Raw genomic sequence first — 26,125 nt, 5'->3', positions numbered from 1 at the left:
AATATTGATTAATCTTATCAGGTAAATTATACAAATTTTTTAAAGTTATTTATAAAAATTTTAAATAATTTTCTTAACTATTTTTAATTAACCTAAGGAAGGTTATTTTTTCATTATATGATCTTCTTCCATCTTAATTGGTATAAGCTTATGATTAACTACATCATAAGCCTTACCGAATCCAAATTTAGCTCTTCCTGTTTTTAAAATAATTTTAAACAATACAAATCCTTCGAATTTTTTAAGCATTTTTGCAACTTTTTCTTCAACAGGATTTTTCTCTAATTCATCAAGTAGTTCTTGAGCTAGATTAGGATTATTTACTTCTTCTAAATCCGCAACATATTGAACTGAATTTCTTAAAAACTCAGTTTTATCATCTTGTGAATTTTCTATTAATAAAACACCTAGGTTTTTGTTGTTATATTTTATGTTTTGATAATGTTGTGCAACCTTAGCTAAATATACATAAAAATCATCGTTTTTTCTAAACAAAACAGTCGAGCTGCAAAGCAATTCCTTTTGTTTATTTTGTGTTGCCAAATAAACACTTCTATGATTTTGTTTTAAAAAATCATTATATTCTTTTTGTACTGGTTCTAGATCGATTAAATATTGAGCATTCTGATGCATGCCAATAAGAATATACTTAATCTCACTCAAATTATTAGCTTTCTTATCATATGGAATTGTAAATTCCTTATTATTAACTTCAATTTTAAGCGATTCTAAGTCTAAATCGAGCAATTTAATTGATTGAATTTCTTCGTTTTTTACGTAGTGTTTGTAAATAATTTTTATCGTATCTAAATGATCAACATTCACGTGATCAATAATATCTTGTTTATTCATAATCTTCATAATTAGTTAGTTAAACCAATTTTAGTAATAACAACTATAATAATGATTATTAAAATAGAAGCAATAAAGGTACCTGCTATTACCGAACTTAAAATTGGGTGTTTGTTTCTAAATCTAGTCAAGAAATTCTCTTTCTTAACTTGAACAGTTTGATGATGTGAACTGTTATTTTTATTTTCTTCTTTTTTTGTTAAAGTTTTACGGAAGAAATCAACATCTTGATCTGAATGAACTACATTAGTAATGTATTGATCTAAATTAATATCAAATTCTTGCGGTCGTTGTTCGTATTGTTTAGGGAATTCTTGTGTCGATCTGTTGATTGTTCGAGGTGTTTTTTGGTTATGAAAAACAGTTCTGTGTATGTGTTCTTTTTTATGATGAATCTTACGTGTTGTTGAAGCGGTAGTTGTCGTGCTGGCTTTAGCTTTCTTAGTTTGATTTTGTAGCCCTTTTAAATGGACTTCTCGCGAAAATACGCCTCCAAGATGGATAACACCTTCAAAGACAAAAACACTTGTATTATCATATTTCTTTTTATCAACATGGCTTGATAAAACTGTGTAAGCACATTTAATTTCTTTTGCTGTTCAAGCAATTGTTTCTATAGGAGAATTTTCAGGATATTTTTGTTTTAAAAGATTGTATTTTTTAGTTATTTCTTCTTCAGAAGTTTTCTTGGTTACATCCAGTATCTCATATAAAGTTTTTGGAGTATATGGATCTTTTTTAGATGCTTTAGTAGTTGTCTGTCCAGCTGCTTTTTGTTGGTTATTGGAGGAAGTATATTGTTTTTTTTGTTGATTTTGTGAAGCGGATTTATCAGTTTTCTTATTATTTTTGTTACCAAAAATAATACTAATAGTATCTGAATAGTCTTTAGTATCTTCTAAATCATTTTCATCCTCATCATCATAATCGTAACCGTTTAAATCATAATCATAATTGCTTCGTGCTTCTTCATCACTTAAAACTTCATATGCTTGATTTATTTTTTGAAAACGTTCAACTGATTTTGGATCAGGATTTACATCGGGGTGATATTTTTTAGCGAGTTTTCTAAACGCTTTCTTTATTTCGGATGTGGTAGCGTTTTCACTTACTCCTAATATCTCATAATAATTTTGTTCTTCCACTCAAAACCTCAGTGTTTTGATTTATTGGCTAATAAATTATAAATAACAAAATTAAATATTTTAAATAATATAAATATATTTAATTATTCTTCTCTTAAATGCGGGAATATCAAGATATCTCTTATTGATGCAGTGCCTGTTAGCATCATTACTAAACGGTCAATGCCGATACCTAATCCTCCTGTAGGAGGTAGCCCATTTTCAAGAGCTTCTAAGAAGTCTTCGTCCATTTCAGAAGCTTCGTCATTGCCTTTTTGTTTTTCCTCTAATTGTTTTTCAAATCTTTGTCTTTGATCAATCGGATCATTTAACTCACTAAACGCATTAGCTATCTCTCGACCAAAAATAAATAGTTCGAAACGTTCTGTATATCTTACATCTGAATAATCTAATTTAGATAAAGGCGAAATTTCTACTGGATGATGAGTAACAAAAGTTGGTTCAATTAACTTCTTTTCACAGAATTCTTCAAAGAATAAACTAGTGATATGACCAATTGTTTTTTCATGTTCTTTAACATGAATTTTATGTTTATTAGCCAGTTCTAAAGCTTCTTCTAATGATTTAACATGCGTAAAATCAATGCCAGTTTCTTGTTTGATCAAATCAGTCATTTTAATGCGTTTGAATGCTTTAGTTCAATCAACAGTTTGATCATTAAATGTAGTTTGTTTAACATCAACTGCGTTTGCTACATATTTAATAATAGACTCAGTCAACTCCATCATATAAACATAGTCAGCATAAGCAACATATGTTTCCATACTTGTAAATTCCGGATTATGCGTTGAGTCCATCCCTTCATTTCTAAAGCATTTACCGATTTCAAAAATCTTATCGAAACCACCAACGATAATCTTTTTAAGAGGCAGTTCAGGAGCAATTCTTAAATAATAATCACGATCTAAAGCATTATAGTGAGTAATAAATGGTCTGGCAGCAGCACCACCGATTTGCGAATGCAAGAAAGGTGTTTCTACTTCAAGAAAACCTTTTTCGTTAAAGAATTGTCTCATCGCAGTGATAATTTTAGAACGATAGATAAAACGTTTTCTAGATTCTTCATTGTGAATTAAATCTAAATAGCGTTTTCTTGATCTAATTTCTTCATCTGCAATTCCGTGAAATTTTTCTGGAGGAATTCTTAATGATTTAGAGATAATCTTTAATGAATCGATATCCAATGAAAGTTCATTAGTATTAGTTTTCATTGGTTTACCGGTAGCTGTAACGATATCTCCTAAATCTAAATATTCTTCAAAATACTTAAATACATCAGGTTGTTTGTTTTTGTTAATATAAAGTTGAAATTCAGAGTAAAAGTCTTGAATCAAGATAAATGTTCTTCTTATTCCCATTACTCTTCCGCTAACAGTAATTGGCTTATCCAAATTTATTTCAGCCAATTCTTCTTTAGTATATTTATCAAATTGTTCTTTTAAAGTTTTACTGTTGTGAGTGTTATCAACTTTCGTTACTTCGTATGGATTTTGTTTTGATTCGATTAATCGATTTAATTTACCTAAACGGACTAATTCCTGATCGTTAAGTTTTCTAGACATAATTCTTTATTATAATGCTTTATTTTTATTATATATAAAATTATTTATCATATTTTTTAGCTTTTTACATTTTTTTCTACATATATTGATTAGAGATGAAAAAAGCTTATAAATTATTAAATATCTTAACTATGCTATCTACAATTTTTCTTGGTAGTTTTAGTTTTATAGATAATAACAAGATTAGTATTAGCGATCTTGATGAACGGATATCAGCTGATCATGGTGCAAAAATTATCCTAAGAGCAAATAATGGAGATAATGCTAGCATTGTTTTGGATCGTGATCGGACAAAAAATACCGTTGAAAGTGTAAAGAAAAAATTGTTAGATGCAGTTGATTACCAATTTCAAAAATACTACAAAAAAGTGGAGGGTTGGGTTCAAGAATTTGATGATTTTTTTAAAGATCTATATCGCATAGAAGAGGTTCAATATGTAAGAACTAGAAATTCTCCTTATTACGATAAAAATCTTACGTTGCAGGAATATATTGATAAAAGCTCGCTTGATTGAGCAAGTGAAAGTAAAAGCTCTTACGAGAAATTAGGCTTACTTAAGCCTATTACAGATTTTGGTTATTACAATAGGCCTTATAATGTTGATTTGAATTTTGAAGCCAAATATATACCTAAAATAGGATACACTTACGAGTTTACTAATAATTACAGTAGAGTAAAAACACCATATGAAGTGCCTAAATATGAACAAACCACAATTCCTCTAGAAAATAAAATTTTAGAACATGGATTTGTTCCATATAAAAAAGACACTTCTTTAAATGGGGTCTTTAGCAAGATTTCTGGCACTGAAAACGAATATTACGCTTTAACTAATTTAAATTATAGTAGTGACGAAATAACTATTAGAGAGCATTATTATAGAAAATGACAACCCACTTTTGCTGACTTAGATAAAAATAATTTTGATAAGAAAAATATTAAAGAATTAAGATTCTTTAGATGAAAAATTCGACCAATTAAGGCATATACGCATAAAAAGTTTACTAATATCGAAACAGACGATTTTTTTCCTAAAAATAGCAATGGAAGTTTTAGTAGAAAAAGACTTTTATTTTTTTGAAAAGATCCAACTATAGATAAATGAAGAATTATAAATAATAGCGAATTAAAAGCAATCTCAACTAGATGATCTGAAACAAAGTCTAATTACAAAAACATATTAGAAAGAGAAAACTTTTTTGATTATTTTTACGGGCAAAAATATGAACCCAAAACTATAAGTGTAGATATAAATCATTCAAGGAAAAATGTAAGCCCAAAATATAACATTTTTGCCGACTATTTTACATTTCCTTATTATATTTATTACAAAGGAATACATTATCAATTCTATAAAGAAAAAGTATATAACGGTTGAGAAAATTTAGTCAATTTATTTGTCAATAATTTAAAAATAAATACTAATAATCTTAAGTTAAAAGATAATTATGTTTTCTCTAGAATTGATCAAAATTTAAAATTTGGTTTTTCGTATAATGACAGGTTTTTAAAACTCATTGATCATCTTAGAAAAATAGGAAAGTATAAAGTAAGTTCATGAAAAAATAAATTTAAAAATCTAGCAATTGATTATGCTGATTTAAATTCTATAAAAGCTAATCCAAATACGAATTATTTCGATACTTTAATCGAAACAAAAGGATTAAATTATGTAAGTCAATTTCAAAAAGAATTATTTAGTTTTTTAGGTATTACCGTAAGCGAAATTGATGATACTCAATACGATTTTTTAATGAAGTTACCTGAACTATTTGACTTCTTCAATAATAGTGCGAAATTGATAGGAGATGTTTATGTAGGATCTAATAAGATATCAGATAGAGTTCTAATGTCAGATGGAAATACTATTGATATAAACCTTAATAGTTCAGAAATTACTAACATTATTCCACCATCTGATTTAAATAGAAATTTTGTTCAAATCAAGATTAATAATTTACGTATTCAAAGCTCAAAAATTAGCGAATTTAACGGTAAATCTGTAGATTTTTCAACTATTGAAAATGATAATAGGTATTTCAAAATCGATGATGTTTCACTCAGGTTTTCATTGAATTATCGCTATGATTTTTTGAATATAAATTTCAAAAATTCCATTAAAGAATTAAATGATTTTAATGTTAGAACTTATGAATCATTATATGCTGAAGATTTCGATAAAAAAGTTGCTGTTGAACGATCTATCGATACTAATGATATTTTAATTGATGTTTATAAGTCAGCATATCAGAATTCAAATAGTATTTATATTAATCAAGACGGTGTTTATTCCCCTAGACAGAATATTTGAACTAAGGATGAATTGAATTTAATAACAAAACTTGCTAACAAATACAATTTCAATTTATTACCTAACAACATCACAGGAGAATTCTGATTAATAATAAGAGTTTTAAATGGTAATGATTTTACAATCCCTGGAAGCGAGAAATATCCTGAACTTATACCTAATAAGCTTTACTTTTTAAAAAATGATGAAAATATCAAATCAAAGTTTTATTTGGTTAAATTTAAAGCTCATAATAAATTAATTGATATAAATAAATCACAAGTTAGTTTTGAAAATGATGATATTTCTAAAATCAAATTGAGTTATTTAAATAATGACTTTGTTATCAATCTTCAAACAGATTATGAAAATAATCTTGTTTCAGATCAGACAATTAACTTAAAAATAAATGATGAGTTTTCAATTAAAGTAGATGATAGTATTAAGTTGATCAGATTAATTGAACCGCTTCTTGCTTCTAAAGGATTAAAGATATTAAATAATTCAATTCAAACAAGCGAAAATAATAGAAATATAAGTTTTACGCTATACTCACTAGATAAAATTCAAAAAACAGCTTTTAATCCGATAACTAACTTCGATATTGTATTTGAAAAAGAAAATAACAATATTTTTAAAATTAAAGGTAAGTATGACAATAACACTATTTTTAATGTAGATTATAAAGTTAGTATTAATCCCGAAAAGGTATCATTATATTTAGTAGATCCTAAAGTCTTTGAATCAACTCCGGTGTCTGTTTCTAAAGATAAAATTACTGAATTGATTAAAACAGAGATAAATAAATTTGATTTCATTATTAAGTCATGAGATGGTTTTGATGCATCAAAAAATTACAATGAATTATTGTTAATTAATCCCTCAAGCGATTCAAATGGAGAAACTGAAGATGAATCAGGAGATATATCAAGGGATGAAATTTTTAGAAACGATCGTAATATCAGTAACGAAAACCAAACTGATAATCAAACCAGATCTCAAACAAATTCTAATAATCAATCTAATAACGAAATCAAAACATTAAATAAATCTAATAAAAATAACAGTAATGAAAATTTTTTAACTAATAACAATGGCAATCATGATATAGACAAAAAAGCAGGTTCTATAATCTTTGATTTAAGCGATAAAAAAACTTTAATTATCTTTATTGTCAGTATTTCATTAATATCATTAAGTTTTGTTAGCGGTCTAGTTTATGGGATTATTAAATTAAAAAGAAAAAACAAATTAAAAAGAAATAAAACTAATAAAAATTAATAAAAAACACCACTTATAGTGGTGTTTTAATTTTTTGGTTTGCGTGATATTTTCCTATTCTCACCTAAGCTACCTTCGGCTCCATGATGCTTAACTTCTGGGTTCGGAATGGGACCAGGTGTTTCCATCACGATATCGATATCACACACATCGCTCTTTGAAAAACTAAATACAACAAATCATAATGATTAAAACAACTAATGTTTTATGATCAAATCTAAGTCCTCGAATTATTAGTACTAATCAGCTAAATACCTCACGGCACTTACACATTTAGCCTATCAACGTCGTAGTCTACAACGATTCTTACTCCATTGCTGGAAGGAAGATTAATCTTAAAGTCGGTTTCACACTTAGATGCTTTCAGCGTTTATCCGTTCGACACGTTGCTACCCAGCGGTGCAGTTGGCACTACAACTGGAGCACAAGAGGTGTCTTCACTCCGGTCCTCTCGTACTAAGAGTAAATCTTTTCAATCTTCCTGCGGGCACAATAGATAGGGACCAACCTGTCTCGCGACGGTTTGAACCCAACTCACGTATCTCTTTAATCGGCGAACAGCCGAACCCTTCGAACCTGCTTCAGCTCGAGGATGAGATGAGTCGACATCGAGGTGCCAAACACTGCCGTCGATGTGAACTCTTGGGCAGTATCAGCCTGTTATCCCCAGAGTAGCTTTTATCCGTTGAGCGATGGCCATTCCATACTGAACCACCGGATCACTATGACCTAATTTCTTACCTGTTCGACTTGTAAGTCTCACAGTCAAGCACCCTTATACCATTACACTCTTAACACGATTTCCAACCGTGCTGAGGGTACCTTTGCACGCCTCCGTTACCTTTTAGGAGGCGACCGCCCCAGTCAAACTGCCCGCCTAACACTGTCCTATTGCTGGATAACAGCAACTAGTTAGAGAAGAATTTAAACAAAGGTGGTATTCCACTGGTGACTCCACAACTCCTAGCGAAGTTGCTTCAAAATCTCCCACCTATACTCTATATGTCTAAACTCTGCCCAATATTAAGTTACAGTAAAGCTTCATGGGGTCTTTCCGTCCCGTTGCGCCTAACGGGTGTCTTCACCCGTACCGGATTTCACCGAGTCTATAGCCGAGACAGTCAAGAGATGGTTACACCATTCAAGCGGGACGGAATTTACCCGACAAGGAATTTCGCTACCTTAGGACCGTTATAGTTACGGCCGCCGTTCACTGGGGCTTCAGTCGCGAGCTTTGATTGCTCTAACACGCTTCTTTAACCTTCCAGCACTGGGCAGGTGTCACCCCATATACATCATCTTGCGATTTAGCATAGAGCTGTGTTTTAGTTAAACAGTCCCCCTCGTTCTTCACTGCGGCTCAACTTTTACATTGAGCATCCCTTCTTGCGAACTTACGGGATGAATTTGCAGAGTTCCTTAGCTATAGTTCACTCGCTAACCTTAGGATCTTCTCCTTGACCACGTGTGTTCGTTCTCGGTACTGGAAACAAATAGTTAACTCAGAAGCTTTTCTTGGAAGCGTGATGTATGCATCTTCGCTACTTGCAGAGCGTTCACTCGTATTCATAAGTTGTCCTTAAAAAGAGCGGATTTGCCAACTCTTAAGACTTCTTATTTAACCCCAAATCCAATAATGGGGATGCATTAACCTTCTCCGTCACTCCATCAGCTATTTGTTTGTACAGGAATATTAACCTGTTCTTCCATCGACTACGCATTTCTGCCTCGCCTTAGGTCCAGACTAACCTCGGAAGGACGACCCTCGTCCAGGAAACCTTAGTCAATCGGTTTGAGAGATTCTCACTCTCAAGCGTTACTTACACCGGCATTCTCACTTAGATACAGTCCACCAATCCTCACGGTTTGACTTCACCCCATATACAACGCTCGTCTACCACTATCTAAATAAATAGATAATCCATAAATTCGGTAATATGCTTAGCCCCGTTACATCTTCGGCGCAAAAACACTCGACAAGTGAGCTGTTACGCACTCTTTAAACGATGGCTGCTTCTAAGCCAACATCCTTGCTGTTTAAGTATTTTAACAACCTTTTCCACTTAGCATATTTTAGGGACCTTATTTAATGATCTGGGCTCTTCCCCTTGTGACAATGAAGCTTATCCCCCACTGTCTGACTGCAAGAGTAAATTAATTGGCATTCGGAGTTTAATTGTATTCAGTACACCAAGGCGGCGCCATCATACATTCAGTAGCTCTACCTCCAACTAATCATTATCTTACGCTAGTCTTAAAACTATTTCGACGAGAACCAGCTATCACGGATTTCGATTGGAATTTCACCCCTAGTCACAGGTCATCCGCTGTCGTTTCAACGAAAGTCGGTTCGGTCCTCCATTAGATGTTACTCTAACTTCAACCTGCCCATGACTAGCTCAACCCGTTTCGGGTCTATAATAACAAACATATGTGTCGCTCTATTCAAACTCGCTTTCGCTTTGGCTTCCCTTCTAAAGGTTAACCTGCTTGCTATCATAACTCGCCGGCTCATACTTCAAAACGCACGCCATCACACATTAATGTGCTCTGACACGTTGTAGGCATATGGTTTCAGAATCTATTTCACTCCCATCCCTGGGTTCTTTTCACCTTTCCCTCACGGTACTATACGCTATCGGTCACTAGTTAGTATTTAGGCTTGCCCAATGGTCTGGGCGAATTCCATCAAGATAACGTTTCTCGATGTACTCAGGATACTGTTAGGTATTGAACCAATTTAAGATACGGGGCTATAACCCTATATTGCGTAGCTTTTCAACTACTTCTCCTATCAATTCAAAGTCCATGTCACAGTCCTATAACCCCAAGATAAATCTTGGTTTGGCCTCTTCCGCTTTCGCTCGCCACTACACACGGAATCTCTTTCGATTTCTTTTCCTGTTGCTACTGAGATGTTTCACTTCACAACGTATCGCTTTTAGACCCTATGAATTCAGATCTAAATAATTAATATCTCTATTAATCAGGTTCCCCCATTCGGACATCTACGGATTATCGCTTCCAACCAGCTCCCCGTAGCTTTTCGCAGGTTTGCACGTCCTTCATCGCCTTCTAGTGCCAAGGCATCCACCATAAGCCCTTAGTAACTTATGTATTTGATCCATTAGCTATTTTTTGAATCTATATTATTGAAATTTGATTTGATACTCTAATCAAATTTCGGACTAGAAAGATTTGTCGTATTCAGTTTTCAAAGAACAATGTAGCCGTTTAGCACGACTTAATAATTTTATCAAACTTTTTAAGAATTGTCTATATTATTTTTATTTTATTTCTGTTTTTTCTCTATTTCTTATCAAAAATGTCAGATTTTAAAATATAATTATATTTTAATTAGCTAATACCGATAAATGAAACAATATAAAAACACGCGAAGTTCTCGCGTGTTTTATTAACGTGTTTTATTAAAAGAAGTATAAAATGTATAGAGTTTTTGTCGAAATTAACTGTTAATTGGTTAAAAATTAACTAACTGAAAGGCTTTGTTATTATTTACCAATAATTTCAAGAGCGTCTTTAGTAACTTTTTCAATATTCAATGCACTCTTATCAAACGCTTCTTGTTCTTCTTTAGATAATTTAACTTTAGAATGAAGTTTTCATCCATGAGCTCCAATAATAGCTGGAACTGTGAAGTAAATACCAGGAGCTACATATTCATTATCCAATTGAACACCAACACCTAAAATTGTATTCATATCATAGATGTAAGCTCTTGTAATTAATGACATTGATTGAGCAATGCCGTAGTAAGTAGCTTTTTTGTACTTAATAATTTCGAAAGCTTCTTTAACTACTCTAGGGAAGATCTCTTTAACGTATTCTTCAGTAAGTTTTCCTTCAGCTATTAATTGACTTACAGGAACATTACCAACTCGCATAACTGATCAAGGAACAATAGCACCAGAACCATGTTCACCTACTACATAACCTTCAACTGAATCAGTATTAACACCTAAAGCTTCAGAAAGCATTTTTCTTGTTCTCATTGTTTCTAATAAACAACCAGTTGAAATAACTTTATGTGGATCGAAACCAGTAATTTTTTGATAGACACCAGTCATAACATCACAAGGGTTAGTAGGAATAATACTTAATCCTTTGAAATTAACTTTTTTAAGTTCCATACCGATATCGTTAAGAATTTTAACGTTTGAAGTCATTAATTGTAAACGGTCAGTAAATACTTCACCTTTCTCATTTGGAACAGTTGGAATTGAAGCTGTAATAGCTACTACATCCGCATCTTTTAAATCTTCGTATGTACCAACTTTGAAAGTGCTTCCATTTTGACTTTTTAATGCTTTAGCATCACGTAAGTCTCGAACATGCCCTTCAGCTAATTTTTCATTTTTATCAACAAGAATGTATTCAGCTTGAACGCCTTGTTCTAATAAATCAGAAATATATGTAGATCCAACAAATCCACATCCGATTACACCAATTTTTTTCATATATTATGCATCTCCTGTATTTAGGTACTATGACTTAATTCTATGAAAATATTTTTTTCAAAATGATATTTAATGAAAAATTATTAAAATAATTTAATGTAAATATTTAAAAAATAATCTTAGAAAATAAATAAATTTATTTTTTTTAGTTTATAAGAAGGACATTAAAGAGTAATAATTTCTGCTTTATCTTCAGTAATTAAAACCATATGTTCTCAATGACAAACGAACTGATTTTTTTTGACAGGTTTAACTGATCATTGATCAATTGGATCAATATAATACTTGTTATCCCTTTCAAAAAACATCGGTTCAATACATATCACCATTCCAGGCGAAAGTTTTGTACCTTTGTTTAAAGATCCATAATTTAAAATCATTGGATCTTCATGAATCTTAATCCCACAACCATGACCTCCGAAATCACGAATAACGCTATATCCGTGTTTTTTGGCATATTGTTCAGTTCAATAACCTAAATCACCTGTAGTAGTTTGGTTGGGAATAATTTTTTTAACTACTTCTAAAATACAATTATATGTAACTTCAGAAAGTAATTTTTGTCTTGGATTTACATCAGGACCTAGCACTGTAAAAGCTGAATCGCAATAATAATTATTTAATTCAATCCCGATATCAATTGTAAGTTTATCTTTGCTAGTAAAAATCTGATCATTAGCTACCCCATGAATAATTGTTTCATTTAAGGATAGGCAATGATAACCCTTAAAACCTAAATAACCATGATAGCAATTGTTTGCGTTTTTGCTAACCACAAAATCTTTTAACATTAAATCGATTTCTTTTAAAGATTTATTTTTTAGTTCTTCATAATCGAACTTCTTAACAATTTGTTTATAAATATCAGCGGTTTTTTTAATATTTTCGATTTCAATCTGGTTCTTTAGGTAAATCATTTAACTATTTTTTATTAACAATATTTAAAACAAGTTCGTACAATTCTTTTAAATCGGCATTAGCATCAATTGTGTACAATAAATTCTTGTTTTTATAGTACTCAATAACCGGTTTAGTTTGTTCGTTATAAACTTCGATTCGTTTTTTAACAACAGAAGCATCATCATCTTTTCGATGCAATAATTCAATTTTACAAACATCGCATTGGTTATCGACTTTTGGTTTAAACTCTTCTGAACTAATGTTGTAAATTCTCTTACATTCAGGACAAGATCTGCGCGAACTTAATCGATTAATAATGTATTCTCAATCAGTTGGTTCAAGTAATATTGCATGCGTGATTTGAACTACATCATTTAAATAATCACATTGATTTAATGTTCTTGGATAACCATCAAAAATAATTTTCTCTTGATCCTTATTTTTATTGTAAAAATCTTTAACAGTTTTGTTAGTTAGATCATCTGGAACATAAATTCCGTTGTTAATACAGTTTTTAATTTCCTTACCTAATTCACTGCTTTCATCTTTAGCATAAAGGCGAAATAAATCGCCGCTTGATATGTGAAAGAAATTGTGATTTTCTTTTAAGTAAGATGAGATGGTTCCTTTACCAGTGCCAGGGGCACCTAGAAATAATAGTCTTATCATAGTTGGCTAACCTCTAATGGATCATTAGAATCTTTCTTAACTTCAGCTTGTTTAGTTTGATCATTTAATCCATATTGATCATGATGTAAGTTGGGTTTGTTTGCGTAATCGTTTAATGATAATTCATTTTCAATTTTATTAGCAATATCTTTACGCAATCTTTGATACGAAGTCGTTGTAGCAGCTGAACGTAATGAACGATAAAGTTCCATGCTAGCAGAAACCATAATAATAATTCCAGTACCACCAAGCGACAATGTTGTAGGAACATGTAGCACTAATGAAATTATATAAGGAATTACTGCAACAACTGCTAAAAATGGCGCACCAATAAAATTGATTCTCATTAAAACTTTAGTGATGTGTTTTTCAGTATCAAGACCAGGTCTAACCCCAGGAATGAACTTATGTGACTTGTTAAAGTTTTGCGCTATTTGTTCTGGGTTGATTTGAATATAGCTATAGAAGAATGTAAATATAATAATTAAGAACACATATAAACTAATTCCAACTGGAGTTCTTAGTGATAAATAGTCTTCTACAAATCATCGACCTTCAGATTGTGGTTGGAACTCAGCAATCGTAATCGGAATCGACATAATTGATGATGCAAAAATTACAGGAATAACCCCAGCAGCATTTAGTTTAATTGGTAAGAACGGTAATTTTTCAGTCCCTAAAATCATACCTTCTCCCGTTTGTTGAATCGGAATTTTTCTGGTTGATGAATTTACAAATGTTACTGCTAATAACAATACTAAGAAGGCAATAAAATATAAACTGAAATTGATAGCTGCTGTTAACATCGGAGTAGTTGTAATAATTACACCACCTAATACGCGGTACATTACGATGAATCCGTCTGGTAATCTAGCAAGAATACCTGAAAGAATTAATAATGTAATCCCATTACCTACACCTTTTTTAGAAATAATATCTCCAATAAAGATTGAGATGTAAGTACCAGCAGTCATCGTGATAATATAAAATGCTTGGTGAGCTATATCATCATTATCGAATTTAATTTGACCGTTCTGTTGATTTTTAATTAATGCGATAATCGCAAAAGCTTGAACCACAGCAAAAGGTAAAGTTACAAAACGAGTAATTAATTCAATTCTTCGTCTTCCTAATTCACCTGATTTCGCTAATTTACTAAGTGGCGGAATTAAATCAGTCGATAACAACTGCATAATTATTTGCGCTGAAATATATGGAGATATTCCTACTGCAAATAATGACAATTGACTTAAACCACCTCCACCTAATAAGTTGAATAGATCAAAGAAGTCACTAACACCTGAATTGTTGTTATTTTTATCCTGCGAAATTGTAATTCCAGGAAGCGGAATTACACTGATAACTCTAAATAACAAAATCAAGAATAATGTGACAAAAACAGAGATTACAAAATCTCTGTTTTTGCACAATTTAATGATTTTTTGACCTAAAAGATTTTTTGAGTTACTTTTTACCATCTTTTAATAGCCTAGATTAGTTCAAAACTACCGCCAGCAGCTTGAATTGCTTTTTTAGCACCTTCAGAAATTTTATTGATTTTTAAATCAATTTTTTTCGAAATTTTGTTACCGATTACCTTAACAGGTTCATTAGTTTTAGAACTAATGATACCGTGTTTAACTAATACTTCACGGTTGATAGTTGTTTCTTCAAGTTTAGCTAACACATCAAGAGAAATTGCTAAAGTTTGCTTTCTGAATCCAACTGTTTTAAACCCGAATTTAGGTAAACGTCTATATAAAGGAGTTTGACCTCCTTCAAATCCTGGACGAGTGTGACCTGATTTACGAGCCTTTTGACCTTTTTGACCACGACCAGAAGTTTTACCTAAACCAGAACCGTGACCACGCCCAACAACTTTCGCTTTATGATTTCTTGATTTGGGAGTACTTTTTAACTCATGTAATTTCATTAATTTAACTCCTTATTATAATTCTTTAATTGATTTGTTTCTTAATTTAGCGATTTGTTTAGGTGTAAATTGAGATTTAATACCAGCAATTGTCGCTCTCACCATGTTGATTGGTGTGTTTTTACCTAAGTTTTTAGTATAAACATCAGTATATCCAGCAAGTTCTAATACAGCACGGATAGCACCACCAGCAATAATTCCAGTACCTGGAGGCGCAGGTTTAATTAAAACTTTAGAAGCACCTGCTTTACCAATTACTTCATGGAATAGAGTTCCGTGTTTGTTGATTGGAACTTTTTGAAGATTGTTTTGAGCTAGTTTTAACGCTTTTTTAATAGCATTTGGAACTTCTAATGCTTTAGCTGTTGCAAAACCGATACTACCCTTACGGTCAGCAACTAAAGCTAAAGCGCTGAAACGCATTGTTCTACCACCCTTAGTAGTTTTAGAAATTCTAGAGATTTTTACGATTTTTTCTTCGTATTCGCTCTTAGTTCTCTTTTCGTTTTTTCTCTTATTTCTTTCGTCAGAGTGTCTTGAAGAAGCTTTCTTGTTGCCTTGGTTGTTAGATCTATTGCTATTAGCTTTGTTAGCTTGTTGGTTAGCATTAGGTTTTTTAGCTTCACCGCTATTGTTTTTATTTGGTTTTTTAGTTTGTTTAATATCTTCCATAATTTTAATTATCCTAGAATTTTAAACCAGCTTTTCTTGCAGCGTCAGCAAGTGAAGCGATTCTTCCGTGGTATTTAGAACCACCGTGGTCGAAAGCAATCTTTTCAATTTTTAGCTTGAGAAGTTTATTCGCAATGTCAGTACCAACAATAGCTGCATTTTCTTTATTTCCGTTCGCTAAGTCTAAGCTAACAGAAGAACTTGAAGCAATAATTTTGTTTGTAGTGAAATCTCATACTTGAGCTGAAATGTGAGCATTAGATTTCACAACGATCATAACCGGACGATCGTTATCAATTTCGCGAACCTTTTTAATCACTCGTTTATGACGCATTTGACGTCTTTGGCTTCGGTTCATATTAACTTGTTTCATAAGTTATTATTTTTTCCCTTCTGCGGTTTTACCAGCTTTACGAATAATTTGTTCGTCAAGGTATAGAACACCTTTACCTTTATAAGGTTCTGGTTCTCTTCATTTACGAACTTGGATCGCAAATTCACCTACTTTTTCTTTATCAACTCCAGAGATAGTAATTTCAGTGTTTTTTTGAACATCGACTTTTAAATCTTTAGGAATTTCGATATCAATTGGGTGAGAGTAACCTAATTGTAAATTTAATACATTACCTTTTAAAGTTGCCTTATAACCTACACCGATTAAACGCAATTCTTTTTTGAAACCAACTGTTACACCGGTTATAGCATTAGTAATTAATGCGTTGTATGTACCGTGTAACATCTTAGTTTGTTTAATTTCGTTAGCACGAGTTAATTTAATGTTACCGTCTTTAATTTCAATATTAATACCACTATTTTGTGCTAACTTAAGATCTAATTGACCTAATGGACCTTTAAATGTTAATAGTTCTTTAGTTTGGTTAATATTAACATTAGCTGGAACTGTAATTATTCTGTTACCAATTCTTGACATAATTTATATTAACCCTTTCTATCAAACGTAAGCAAGAACTTCTCCACCAATTTTTTTCATTCTTGCTGTTTTGTCAGTCATTAAACCTTCGTTAGTAGAAACGATAGCAATACCTAAACCATTTAATACTCTAGGTAGTTTGTCAGCTGATACATAAATTCTTAAACCAGGTTTAGAAATTTGTTTAATACCGTTTAATGAGCTAACTCTGTGTTCGTCAAATTTTAATTTGATTTTTAAAATTGACTTTGTTTTTTCTTTGTTATCATAGATTTCATAACCACGAATGTAACCTTCGTTAAGCAAGATGTTTAAGATTGCAACTTTCAGTTTTGAAGCTTCAGTTTGTAACTCAACAATCTTAGCGCGGTTAGCATTGTTTATTTTAGTTATGATATCTGCTACTGGATCAAAATGCATATTTTTACTTAACCCCTGTTCCTATCATGATGCTTTTTTTACACCTGGTAAGCTTCCATTGTAAGCAAGGTGTCTAAAGCATAAACGACAAATACCAAATTTTCTATAAACAGCGTGAGGACGGCCGCAGCGTTTGCATCTACTGTATGCTCTTACTTTAAATTTAGCAGGACGTGATTGTTTAACTTTTAGTGATGTTTTAGCCATTTGCTTGTTCCTTATTCTTAATTAAAGGCATTCCTAATTCTAATAATAATCTGTAGTTTTGTTTACTATCATTAGTTGAAATTACCAAGGTTACATCGAATCCACGAATTTTTTTAACATTATCGTAGATAATTTCTGGAAAGATAATTTGTTCTTTAATTCCTAAAGTGTAATTACCTTGACTATCAAAAGCTTTATTCGATAAACCTCTGAAGTCCCTTACACGAGGAAGAGCGATGTTGATTAATTTTTCTAAGAAGTTTCACATTCTTTCACCTCTTAGTGTAACTTTACAACCGATCGCTTGACCTTGTCTAATTTTGAATGAAGCGTTAGAAGAATGAGCCTTAGTAACTATTGGTTTTTGTCCGCTGATTGCTTGTAATTCAGATTGAGCTAATTCTAATAATTTAGCATCCTTAGTAGCATCACCAACACCCATGTTAATTACAATCTTTTCAATCTTTGGAACTTGCATTACTGATGAAAGTCCAAATTCTTTTTGTAATAATGGAACGATTTCTTTCTTATATTTAGTTTTTAAATTCATTATTGACCACCTACAAGATTATTTGTTTTGCGAGATAAACGCACTTTTTGGTTAGTTTTTGGATCAGTTCCATATTTAACTTTGGTAGGTTTTACCTCTTTAGCTTTAAGATCTAATAAAGCTAAATTAGATAAATGGATTGGAGCTTCTTTTTCAATCACACCACCTTTTTGATTTTGGGCGTTTTCTTTTGTGTGACGTTTAATCATATTCACGCCTTCAACTATAGCTCGTTGTTCTTTAGTAAAAACTTGTAACACAATACCTGTTTTTTGTTTATGTTTACCAGAAATTACAACAACTTTATCACCTTTTTTAATACGTTGCATCTTTAACTCCTATAACACTTCACTCGCTAAAGAAACGATACGGTTGAATCCTTTTTCCCGTAACTCACGAGCTACCGGTCCAAAGATACGTGTTCCTCTCGGAGTAAAATCTTCACGGTTTTTAATGATGACACAAGCATTATCATCAAATGAAAGATGAGTTCCGTCTCTTCTTTGAGCACCTTTTTTAGTTCTAACAACAACAGCAAATAAAACTTGTCCTTTTTTTACTGTTCCAGATGGAATCGCGTCTTTTACTGATACAACAACGATATCACCAACAGAAGCATATCTTCTTTTAGAACCGTTTAATACTTTAATTACTCCAACTTCACGTGCGCCGGTGTTATCAGCCACGTTCATTCTCGTCATAAACTGAATCATTAGTTCAAATTCTCCTGTTAATAATATTATTTAGCGCGTTCTAGAATTTTAGAAATTCTTCAACGTTTAGTTGCTGATAAAGGACGCGTTTCCATAATTAAAACTTTATCTCCAACTCCAGCTGCATTTTCACCTTCTTCGTTATGAACGTGATATTTCTTATGAGAAATTACCAGCTTGTGATAAAAAGGGTGTCGGTTTTTTGATTCAACCTTAACTGTAACAGTTTTTTGCATTTTATCACTGACAACAACACCCATTAAAACTTTTCTTGAATTACGCATTTAAATTATCCTTTTTTACTTGTTTTAGCTTTAACAATTTTTTTATTAGAACTTTTAACTGTTTCTGATTTTTTAGGTGTTGTTTTAACTTTTTTAGCTTTAGGTTCTGGTTTTGGTGCTGCTTTAACTTTTTCAGCATTAGCTAAACGCTTTTCTTTATTCTTCTTATCTCTTGCTGCTTTAAGTTCTTTAACTTTTTTAACTGCTTCTTGGATTTCTTTTTGCTTAGCTTGTTCTTTTGCAAAACTTGAAACCATTTGATTGACATTAATTTTAACGTTTCTTTCAGTTAGAATAGTTAGCACTCTTGCTAAAGTTAATCTAGTTTCTTTAATAATGTGAGTTTTGTCTAATTCACCTTGAGCTAATTTAAAACGATATTCTAATAAACGACCTTTTAATTGAGTAACTAATTGAGTTAGTTCTTCAGTGGTCTTTGCTCTTAATTCTTTATTCATTCTTAGCACCTTCTCTAGGAACAATTTTTCATGTAACACCAAGCTTGTGACCAGCTCTTGTTAAAGCTTCTTTCATTTGCGCTTCTGGAATGTTAGCAACTTCAAACATAACAGTTCCTTTTTTTACAACAGCCACTCAGAATTCAGGGTTACCTTTACCTGAACCCATTCTCACTTCTAGTGGTTTTTTAGTTTTTGACATATGTGGAAAAATTCTAATTCACATTTTTCCAGTTTTACCAAGGTGTTTTGAAATCGCAATACGCGCACTTTCAATTTGTCGTGAATCAATTCAAGCACCGCTAGTAGCCATAATGCCGTATTCACCAAAAGCAACATAAGAATTACCTTTAGCTTTTCCCTCATAACTTACATTATGAGGCTTTCTATATTTAGTTCTTTTAGGTTGTAACATGTTACTTTACTCCTTAGCAGGTTGATTTTGTTGTGTTTTTGGTTGTCTATTTCTTTGGTCTTTAGACTTGTTGAAGTTTCTTCTTCCGTGATTGTATTCACTACCTTTTGGTTTAATGATGTGAATTTGTTTTTTATAGAAATCTTTACCAAAGATTTCACCACGATTAATTCAAACTTTAACACCGATAACACCATAAGACATTTGAGCTTCTTCTAGCGCATAGTCAATATCAGCTCTTAAAGTAGAAAGTGTAACATTACCTTCGATATACATTTTGTCACGAGCAATTTCTACTCCGTTTAAACGACCAGATACTAATACTTTGATACCTTTTGCTCCAGCTTTAAGAACTCTTTTAAGCGCTTGACGCATTGCAGTTCTTAATGGTGTTCTGTTTTGAATTGCATCAGCTAATTCACGTGCTACAATCTTAGCACTTAAAGAAGGATTACCAACTTCAAGAACATCAACATCAACTTTAACATTTCTACCAACAATTTTATTAATTGCTAATACGATAGTTTTGATGTTAGCAGCTTCTTTCCCTAAAACGATACCAGGTTGAGAAGCATAGATGAACACACGGATATTAGCTTGAGTTCTTTCGATTTCGATATTAGAAATGAAAGCGCTGTGGAATTTTTTTAATAAATAGTTTCTGATTTTTTCATCTTGAACAATTCAGTCACCTGTTTGTTCATTAGTTCTAGCTATTCAGCGAGATTGTCAGTTTTTATTAATTCCAAATCTTAAACCGTTCGAGTTAACTTTTTGACCCATATTTATTTTTTATCTCCACTTAGTGATTGCTTTCTCTTAATTTGACCAGCAACACGTTTTTTAAGTCTATTTTTAATTGCTTCTACTTCTAATTTTCTTTCGTTAATGTCGTCTGATAATTTGATTACAAAGTTTGTTGATCGTTTTCTAATCATATCAGCCGAACCTTTAGCTCTCGGTAAGTTTCTCTTAAGAGTTGGACCTTGATTTGCTACTATTTCATAAACATATAGTTTATCAGCTAACATAGCATGGTTGTTAGTGGCATTAGCGATTACTGAATTAAGTAATTTTAAGATAATACGAGCACCTTTTTTATCAGTATTAACTAGAATATTTTGAGCTTCAATAATTGATTTATTTTTAATCAATTGACAAACTAATCTAGCTTTTTGAGGTGATATTCTTACTCTGTTTTGTCTTGCAATTGCAATCATATTCTATCTCCTATCTATTAGAGCTGTGTCCTTTAAATGTTCTTGTAGGAGAAAATTCACCTAACTTATGACCGATCATATCTTCAGTTACATAAACATTAATGAATTTTTTACCATTATGAACAGCAAAAGTGTGACCAACAAAATCCGGAAAAATAGTACTTCTTCTAGATCAAGTCTTGATTATTTTCTTTTGTTTTTGAGCATTCAAATCTTGAACTTTCTTTAATAAACTAGGTTCAATGAATGCACCTTTCTTAGAACTTCTTGACATTAATTAATGACCTTTCATTTTCCTATTTTGAGTTACGTCTACGAATTATTAAGTTAGTAGACGATTTCTTATTATTTCTTGTTTTAACACCCATGTGTCTTTTACCTCAAGGTGTTCTTGGAGCGTCGCGACCAACTGGACTACGACCTTCACCCCCACCGTGTGGGTGATCGTTAGGGTTCATAGCAGAACCACGAACAGTAGGGCGAATACCTTTATGTCTAGATGTACCCGCTTTTCCTAAAAGCACTAAGTTGTGATCAACATTTGATGCGATACCAACCACTGCTCTACAGTTCTTAAGGAATTTTCTAACTTCTTTAGAACCTAATTTAAGGTTAATATATTTACCTGTATCATCTTTACCTAAGATTTGAGCATAAGCACCAGCACTTCTAGCTATTTGACCACCTTTACCAGGAGTCATTTCAATGTTATGAACCATTGTACCTTCTGGAATATATTCTAAAGGCATACAGTTACCAAGCTTAATGTCGATTTGTTGTGAAGATGAAACGATTTTATCACCTACTTTAATTCCTTCAGGAGCTAAGATATATGATCTATAACCATTTTCATAAGCCACTAAAGAAATGAATGCACTTCTATTTGGATCGTATTCAATTGATTTAACTACAGCAACTTTGTCATCGTGTAGATTTCTCTTAAAGTCAATGATTCTGTATTTTCTTTTAGAACCACCACCTTTGTGTCTTACAGTAATTTTACCTTGGTTGTTTCTACCTGAGTTTTTCTTTTTATTACTTACTAAAGATTTTAATGGGCTTTGACTTGTTAAAACCTTTTTGTAATCGATTGAGATCTTATGATGAATACCACTGTTAGATCTATTTATTATCTTTTTTACTGGCATAACTGCTTATTATTTTTTTTCCTTAAATGCTTTGCGCCTGTTTAATTATTTTGAATTTGTTGATTCGTTGTTTTCTGGTTTTTCACCAGTAATTGCCACCTCAACTCCATACGGAACTGTGATGATAGCGATTTTTTCTAAACGAGAATAACCTGGATTTTGACTTCCTGTACGGATTCTTGCTGGTTTTTTAATTTTTGTATTAACAGCAGTTGGGGTTACTCCATAGATTGCTTTAAAAGCTTGTTTAATGTAATTTTTGTTAGCTTTTGGATTTACTAGAAAAGTGTATTTTTTAGGTTCTGACATCATAATGCCATAACTCTTTTCAGTAAGTACAGGTTTAATAAGAACGTCTGTAATTTGCATGATTAATTCAGCCTTTCAACTCAGTTTTTAATTGCGCTCTTTTGAGCTAATACACAATTAGCATCAATTAAGTCTCTCACTGAAACTTGGTTTCATAATTTGTATGAAACATTCGGTAAGTTAGCGCTTGATTTTTCAAGGTTTTCATTCTTTTCAAAAGCAACAATTAATACTTTTTTATTAATATTTAGTTCTTTTAATAATTTAACAATTGCTTTTGTGCTCGGTTTTTCCTGTTTAATTGAATCAACTAAACCTAAGAATTCTTGGTTATTAACTTTAGAAGTAATTGCTGATTTAAACGCTAATTCACTTACTTTTTTATTAACCTTAATTTTGTAATTTCTATTTGGTTTAGGACCAAACGCAATACCACCGCCTACATAGTGAGGGTTACGAATCGAACCTTGTCTAGCACGACCAGTGTGTTTTTGTTGGTAAGGTTTTCTACCACCACCGCTAACTTCACCTTTTTTAAGAGTTGAATGAGTCCCTTGAATTTGTGATAGATTTTCAGCAAGAATTGCATCAAAAATTGCTTGTTTATGAACTTCATTTACAAGAAGTTTTTGGTTTAAGTCGATTTCTTCTTGAAGTTTACCAGATAAATCGAATAATTTTATTTTAGACATAGTTTTTAAATTTCCTTAAATTTAAATTATTCTTATATTTATTTTGCAGCTTGTTCGCTTGCAACTTTATTCATTATTAAATTGTAAGAAATAACTTTATTTGGGTTTTTCTTTGAAGTTGAAATTCTTACTTTAGCGTAGTTAGGACCAGGGATGGCACCTGAAATCATTACTGTATTAACTTCTGGTAAAAATCCAACGATTGATAAGTTTTGAATTGTAACAAGTTCGTGACCATAGTGACCAGACATCTTTTTACCTTTCATAACTCTTTGAGCTTGAGACCCTCCACGACCAGCTTGAACTGAACCTTGAAATCTGTGAGGATATCCAGCACCGTGACCTTTAGAACCGATCTTAAAATTTCAACGCTTAATAGCACCAGTGAAACCACGGCCTTTAGTTTTAGCTTGAACATCGATTACTTGACCTTGTTGGAATAATTCTTCAACTTTTAGTAAGTCGCCAACATTGTGACCAGTCATTCCACGAATTTCTTCTAAGTTTTTGTAATTTTTAGAATTAGCTTTTTTAAATTGCCCTAATTCTGGTTTGTTTAAGTTTTTTTCGTGTGTTTCATTAAAACCTAATTGGATAGCATCATAACCATCTTTTTCTTTAGTTTTAACGCTAATTACTTGGTTAGGTTCAACTTTAACTAAAGTAACAGGGATCAGACGTCCGTTTTCTTCGAAAACCTGAGTCATTCCAACTTTTGTTCCGAAAATTCCTTTCATATATTATTTAACTCCTATCAAATTGTTTATAAGTAGATACGTAATTCAACTCCAGAAGGAATTACAAAACGTTTAAGTTTTTGAATAGTTTCATTCTTTAGTTGTTTAATAATTATTAAACGTTTGTGAGTTCTTCTTTCGAATTGTTCTCTTGAAGACTTATCAACGTGCGGAGAACGAATGATTGTAAATACTTCTTTTTTAGTTGGTAATGGAATTGGACCGTGAAGTTCTGATCCTGTTTCTTTTACAATCTCAAAAATCTTTTTAACTGATTGATCTAATAATCTACTATCATAAGATTTTAGTTTGATTCTGATCTCTTTAATATCTTTTTGTTTTTTTGATTCTTCGCTTGAAGATTCGTTAGATTTTTCTTTTAATTCTGCCATTTGTTGTCCTTATATTATTTAATACAACGCTTATAAAAAGTTACCTGATACTTGACAACGCTTTTTAGTGTATCAGCAATCTTTTCAAAAGCTTAACTTCTAAATTATATCAAATAATTATTTTTAATCCATTGGAATTTTGAGATATTTTGTAAAAAACCTTTATGATATTAATCATTAGCTGAGTTTAGTTCTATCTAAACTAGATATTATTCAAACTATATTGATATAAATATATAAGAAAATGAAATTAGGATCTATATTAATGATTGTGGTAACTCTATGATTTTTATTAATCATATTTACCTCAAGATTCTTTAAAAGATTTGAAAATAATCGTTGATTTTGGTTTATAATCGGCGGCTTCATGTTCTTTTACATGCTGATAGCCAGACAAGTACAGTTTATAATTCCTAGCTGAAACGCGTCTGATGACGGAAGCACAATTGCTGTTTCAATTAGGCACTCAAGGTTATTGTTATTAGATATTTGTCCGTTCTTCTCAATATTTGCTGGCTTATGCTTAATGTTTATAAAGAACAAAAAAATTGTTAGATCTCTAGCTCCCATAGCATTATTTGGGGGTTTAATTACTTTATATGGAGAATTATTTAGGTTAGCTAATAGATATTCTGGTTTAGATGTTTATAGATTTATCTTTATAGGGTTCGATAACGATCAAATTTATTTCATGCTCCATGTAATGACAACATCAGTAGCTTTGATGCTTTTATGTTGAACAACAGAATGAAGTCCAAGAGATATCTTAAACCAATATTTATTTATGGCGATTTATGTAAGTTATATAATTGCTTGTACACAATTAGATCGCAAAGTGTTGGCTAACTCAAACGGTATCATTCCTACTGATTGATATCCTGGCGGAGAATACCAATCAGTAGCCAATATACTAAAAGTTCCTTTCCCTCAAGTTATCCCTGTAGGTGTTATGATCGCTTTAGTATCAATCAACATTATCTGAGGTATTCGTTACGGAATTCAGGAACTTAACAGAAAGATAATTCAACCTAAACTAGCTAATAAAAAACAATTTAAATTAGATATCAAATTACTAGTTAAAAATTTAAAATACTCTTATTTAAATTGAAGAAAAAACAATAATAAAAAAAGCGTTATTTAAAACGCTTTTTTTATTATCCTTAAATCGTCTTTTTATATCTTTTTATCGAAGAAAAACGATGATTCTTTAATATATACAAAGTATTCAACAATATTAACTAAATGATCATTAATTCTTTCAATATATTTAATCATAAGAATCATATCAATTAGTAAATTTAATTGTAGCTCATCATCTGAATTTAAATCATATTGTTTAAACATTCTTAAGTATCTTTTATATTTAGATTCAAATTCTTGTTGACGAATATCAGCAAACTTATAAGTATCTTCTGCCTCGTTTTGTTTTAAATGTTCGATAACATCTTTATAATTTTTAATTACATCTTGTTGCAAATCAATTACTATATCTAATTTTTTGTTTGATATATTGTCATTATTATTTAAGAATTTAGCGACATTATTAGCATAATCGCATATTCTTTCAATGTCGTTAGAAGATGAAATTATAGCAATAATAAATCTAAGATGTGATGCTTGTGGTTGTTCTTTAGATATAATCCAGGTTGAATCATCTAATAAATCAGCTTGCTTGATATTTGAAATCTTTTCCATCTTAAAGATTTCTTTAACAACTTCTTTGTAATCTTCACCGTTTCGATATTTATTTAAGGCTATTAATAATTTTTCGTGGATAGCTATACCATGATCGATATATTCATAGAACTTATTAATTAATTCTTGCTCTGAATACTTCAAAGATTTGTAATTTCTTGACATATAATC

Annotated in this window: 28 protein-coding genes, 2 rRNA genes and 2 pseudogenes; 2 read left to right on the top strand and 30 right to left on the bottom strand. The window is 31.4% G+C overall.

Translation table 4 applies throughout. The features are described 5' to 3' along the window. Positions 1 to 102 precede the first annotated feature (102 nt). From NMG68_RS00385 to lysS, 3 genes are all read right to left on the bottom strand, one after another. Positions 103 to 852, bottom strand: coding sequence for a DUF2470 domain-containing protein (locus tag NMG68_RS00385; RefSeq protein WP_255034738.1), 750 nt, complete (start codon positions 850 to 852; stop codon positions 103 to 105). 11 nt (positions 853 to 863) lie between these two features. Continuing rightward, positions 864 to 1,997, bottom strand: a complete 1,134-nt coding sequence (locus NMG68_RS00380; protein WP_255034737.1) for a J domain-containing protein — start codon at positions 1,995 to 1,997, stop codon at positions 864 to 866. Between the two features lie 83 nt (positions 1,998 to 2,080). Beyond that, positions 2,081 to 3,559, bottom strand: a complete 1,479-nt coding sequence (lysS, locus tag NMG68_RS00375) for a lysine--tRNA ligase (protein ID WP_255034736.1) — start codon at positions 3,557 to 3,559, stop codon at positions 2,081 to 2,083. 95 nt (positions 3,560 to 3,654) lie between these two features. Here lysS and NMG68_RS00370 point away from each other — a divergent pair, with 95 nt between their 5' ends. Then, positions 3,655 to 7,131 carry a hypothetical protein gene (locus NMG68_RS00370; protein ID WP_255034735.1) on the top strand — a complete coding sequence of 1,159 codons (3,477 nt, stop codon included), beginning with the start codon at positions 3,655 to 3,657 and terminating at the stop codon, positions 7,129 to 7,131. 41 nt (positions 7,132 to 7,172) lie between these two features. Here NMG68_RS00370 and rrf read toward each other — a convergent pair. The 26 genes and pseudogenes from rrf to rpsJ all read right to left on the bottom strand — a co-directional run bounded on the left by rrf (position 7,173) and on the right by rpsJ (position 24,259). Beyond that, positions 7,173 to 7,277: ribosomal RNA gene (gene rrf, locus NMG68_RS00365) — 5S ribosomal RNA — on the bottom strand. A gap of 67 nt (positions 7,278 to 7,344) precedes the next feature. Then, positions 7,345 to 10,248, bottom strand: a 23S ribosomal RNA gene (locus tag NMG68_RS00360). 395 nt (positions 10,249 to 10,643) lie between these two features. After that, the gene (locus NMG68_RS00355; RefSeq protein ID WP_255034734.1) at positions 10,644 to 11,609 is read right to left on the bottom strand and encodes an L-lactate dehydrogenase; all 966 of its coding nucleotides are present in this window, start codon (positions 11,607 to 11,609) and stop codon (positions 10,644 to 10,646) included. Between the two features lie 164 nt (positions 11,610 to 11,773). Continuing rightward, on the bottom strand, positions 11,774 to 12,526 hold the full coding sequence (gene map, locus NMG68_RS00350) for a type I methionyl aminopeptidase (RefSeq protein ID WP_255034733.1): 753 nt from the start codon (positions 12,524 to 12,526) through the stop codon (positions 11,774 to 11,776). Between the two features lie 4 nt (positions 12,527 to 12,530). Further along, positions 12,531 to 13,178 carry a nucleoside monophosphate kinase gene (locus tag NMG68_RS00345; RefSeq protein WP_255034731.1) on the bottom strand — a complete coding sequence of 216 codons (648 nt, stop codon included), beginning with the start codon at positions 13,176 to 13,178 and terminating at the stop codon, positions 12,531 to 12,533. Continuing rightward, the gene (gene secY, locus NMG68_RS00340) at positions 13,172 to 14,656 is read right to left on the bottom strand and encodes a preprotein translocase subunit SecY (RefSeq protein WP_255034730.1); all 1,485 of its coding nucleotides are present in this window, start codon (positions 14,654 to 14,656) and stop codon (positions 13,172 to 13,174) included. Before secY ends, NMG68_RS00345 begins: the two co-directional genes overlap by 7 nt. A gap of 11 nt (positions 14,657 to 14,667) precedes the next feature. Continuing rightward, entirely contained in the window at positions 14,668 to 15,111 is a 444-nt protein-coding gene (gene rplO, locus NMG68_RS00335; RefSeq protein ID WP_255034729.1) for a 50S ribosomal protein L15, read from the bottom strand. Between the two features lie 15 nt (positions 15,112 to 15,126). Continuing rightward, on the bottom strand, positions 15,127 to 15,783 hold the full coding sequence (gene rpsE, locus NMG68_RS00330; protein ID WP_255034728.1) for a 30S ribosomal protein S5: 657 nt from the start codon (positions 15,781 to 15,783) through the stop codon (positions 15,127 to 15,129). A 13-nt stretch (positions 15,784 to 15,796) separates the two neighbouring features. Next, positions 15,797 to 16,156 carry a 50S ribosomal protein L18 gene (rplR, locus tag NMG68_RS00325; protein ID WP_255034727.1) on the bottom strand — a complete coding sequence of 120 codons (360 nt, stop codon included), beginning with the start codon at positions 16,154 to 16,156 and terminating at the stop codon, positions 15,797 to 15,799. A 6-nt stretch (positions 16,157 to 16,162) separates the two neighbouring features. Beyond that, on the bottom strand, positions 16,163 to 16,714 hold the full coding sequence (rplF, locus tag NMG68_RS00320; protein ID WP_255034726.1) for a 50S ribosomal protein L6: 552 nt from the start codon (positions 16,712 to 16,714) through the stop codon (positions 16,163 to 16,165). 18 nt (positions 16,715 to 16,732) lie between these two features. Next, positions 16,733 to 17,134 carry a 30S ribosomal protein S8 gene (gene rpsH, locus NMG68_RS00315; RefSeq protein ID WP_255034725.1) on the bottom strand — a complete coding sequence of 134 codons (402 nt, stop codon included), beginning with the start codon at positions 17,132 to 17,134 and terminating at the stop codon, positions 16,733 to 16,735. Between the two features lie 21 nt (positions 17,135 to 17,155). Continuing rightward, entirely contained in the window at positions 17,156 to 17,341 is a 186-nt protein-coding gene (locus NMG68_RS00310) for a type Z 30S ribosomal protein S14 (protein ID WP_255034724.1), read from the bottom strand. After that, positions 17,334 to 17,891 (bottom strand): 50S ribosomal protein L5, encoded by a 558-nt coding sequence (gene rplE / locus NMG68_RS00305; protein WP_255034723.1) that lies wholly within the window; start codon positions 17,889 to 17,891, stop codon positions 17,334 to 17,336. The genes NMG68_RS00310 and rplE overlap by 8 nt, the downstream gene beginning before the upstream one ends. Next, a complete protein-coding gene (rplX, locus tag NMG68_RS00300; protein ID WP_255034721.1) occupies positions 17,891 to 18,220 on the bottom strand; it encodes a 50S ribosomal protein L24 in 330 nt (109 codons plus the stop codon). Before rplX ends, rplE begins: the two co-directional genes overlap by 1 nt. A 9-nt stretch (positions 18,221 to 18,229) precedes the next feature. Continuing rightward, positions 18,230 to 18,604, bottom strand: coding sequence for a 50S ribosomal protein L14 (gene rplN / locus NMG68_RS00295; RefSeq protein ID WP_255034720.1), 375 nt, complete (start codon positions 18,602 to 18,604; stop codon positions 18,230 to 18,232). Between the two features lie 26 nt (positions 18,605 to 18,630). Then, positions 18,631 to 18,888 carry a 30S ribosomal protein S17 gene (gene rpsQ, locus NMG68_RS00290; RefSeq protein WP_255034719.1) on the bottom strand — a complete coding sequence of 86 codons (258 nt, stop codon included), beginning with the start codon at positions 18,886 to 18,888 and terminating at the stop codon, positions 18,631 to 18,633. A 5-nt stretch (positions 18,889 to 18,893) separates the two neighbouring features. Next, entirely contained in the window at positions 18,894 to 19,346 is a 453-nt protein-coding gene (gene rpmC, locus NMG68_RS00285; protein ID WP_255034718.1) for a 50S ribosomal protein L29, read from the bottom strand. Then, a complete protein-coding gene (gene rplP / locus NMG68_RS00280) occupies positions 19,339 to 19,761 on the bottom strand; it encodes a 50S ribosomal protein L16 (protein ID WP_255034717.1) in 423 nt (140 codons plus the stop codon). Before rplP ends, rpmC begins: the two co-directional genes overlap by 8 nt. A gap of 105 nt (positions 19,762 to 19,866) precedes the next feature. After that, positions 19,867 to 20,544, bottom strand: a pseudogene (gene rpsC, locus NMG68_RS00275) (30S ribosomal protein S3); the annotation flags it as partial. 107 nt (positions 20,545 to 20,651) lie between these two features. After that, positions 20,652 to 20,981 (bottom strand): annotated as a pseudogene (rplV, locus tag NMG68_RS00270) (50S ribosomal protein L22); the annotation flags it as partial. A gap of 10 nt (positions 20,982 to 20,991) precedes the next feature. Beyond that, positions 20,992 to 21,255 carry a 30S ribosomal protein S19 gene (rpsS, locus tag NMG68_RS00265; RefSeq protein WP_255034714.1) on the bottom strand — a complete coding sequence of 88 codons (264 nt, stop codon included), beginning with the start codon at positions 21,253 to 21,255 and terminating at the stop codon, positions 20,992 to 20,994. Positions 21,256 to 21,277: 22 nt separating this feature from the next. Then, positions 21,278 to 22,129 (bottom strand): 50S ribosomal protein L2, encoded by an 852-nt coding sequence (gene rplB / locus NMG68_RS00260; protein ID WP_255034713.1) that lies wholly within the window; start codon positions 22,127 to 22,129, stop codon positions 21,278 to 21,280. Positions 22,130 to 22,174: 45 nt separating this feature from the next. Further along, the gene (locus tag NMG68_RS00255) at positions 22,175 to 22,498 is read right to left on the bottom strand and encodes a 50S ribosomal protein L23 (protein ID WP_255034712.1); all 324 of its coding nucleotides are present in this window, start codon (positions 22,496 to 22,498) and stop codon (positions 22,175 to 22,177) included. A 2-nt stretch (positions 22,499 to 22,500) separates the two neighbouring features. Then, positions 22,501 to 23,130, bottom strand: coding sequence for a 50S ribosomal protein L4 (gene rplD / locus NMG68_RS00250; protein ID WP_255034711.1), 630 nt, complete (start codon positions 23,128 to 23,130; stop codon positions 22,501 to 22,503). A gap of 38 nt (positions 23,131 to 23,168) precedes the next feature. Further along, on the bottom strand, positions 23,169 to 23,867 hold the full coding sequence (gene rplC / locus NMG68_RS00245) for a 50S ribosomal protein L3 (protein WP_255034710.1): 699 nt from the start codon (positions 23,865 to 23,867) through the stop codon (positions 23,169 to 23,171). Positions 23,868 to 23,893: 26 nt separating this feature from the next. Then, positions 23,894 to 24,259 (bottom strand): 30S ribosomal protein S10, encoded by a 366-nt coding sequence (gene rpsJ, locus NMG68_RS00240; RefSeq protein ID WP_255034709.1) that lies wholly within the window; start codon positions 24,257 to 24,259, stop codon positions 23,894 to 23,896. A gap of 244 nt (positions 24,260 to 24,503) precedes the next feature. On the opposite strand from rpsJ, the gene NMG68_RS00235 reads away from it, so the two are divergent. After that, the gene (locus tag NMG68_RS00235) at positions 24,504 to 25,400 is read left to right on the top strand and encodes a DUF5378 family protein (protein ID WP_255034708.1); all 897 of its coding nucleotides are present in this window, start codon (positions 24,504 to 24,506) and stop codon (positions 25,398 to 25,400) included. Positions 25,401 to 25,432: 32 nt separating this feature from the next. On the opposite strand, the gene NMG68_RS00230 is transcribed toward NMG68_RS00235, so the two are convergent. Beyond that, positions 25,433 to 26,119: a PhoU domain-containing protein gene (locus NMG68_RS00230; protein WP_255034707.1), complete on the bottom strand. Its 687-nt coding sequence runs from the start codon at positions 26,117 to 26,119 to the stop codon at positions 25,433 to 25,435. Positions 26,120 to 26,125: the final 6 nt, after the last annotated feature.

Source organism: Mycoplasma bradburyae (genome assembly GCF_024338845.1).
GTDB classification, from domain to species: domain Bacteria; phylum Bacillota_I; class Bacilli_A; order Mycoplasmatales; family Mycoplasmoidaceae; genus Mycoplasmoides; species Mycoplasmoides bradburyae.
The sequence above is the reverse complement of the archived record's forward strand: the minus strand, read 5'-3'. Positions and strand labels throughout refer to the sequence as shown.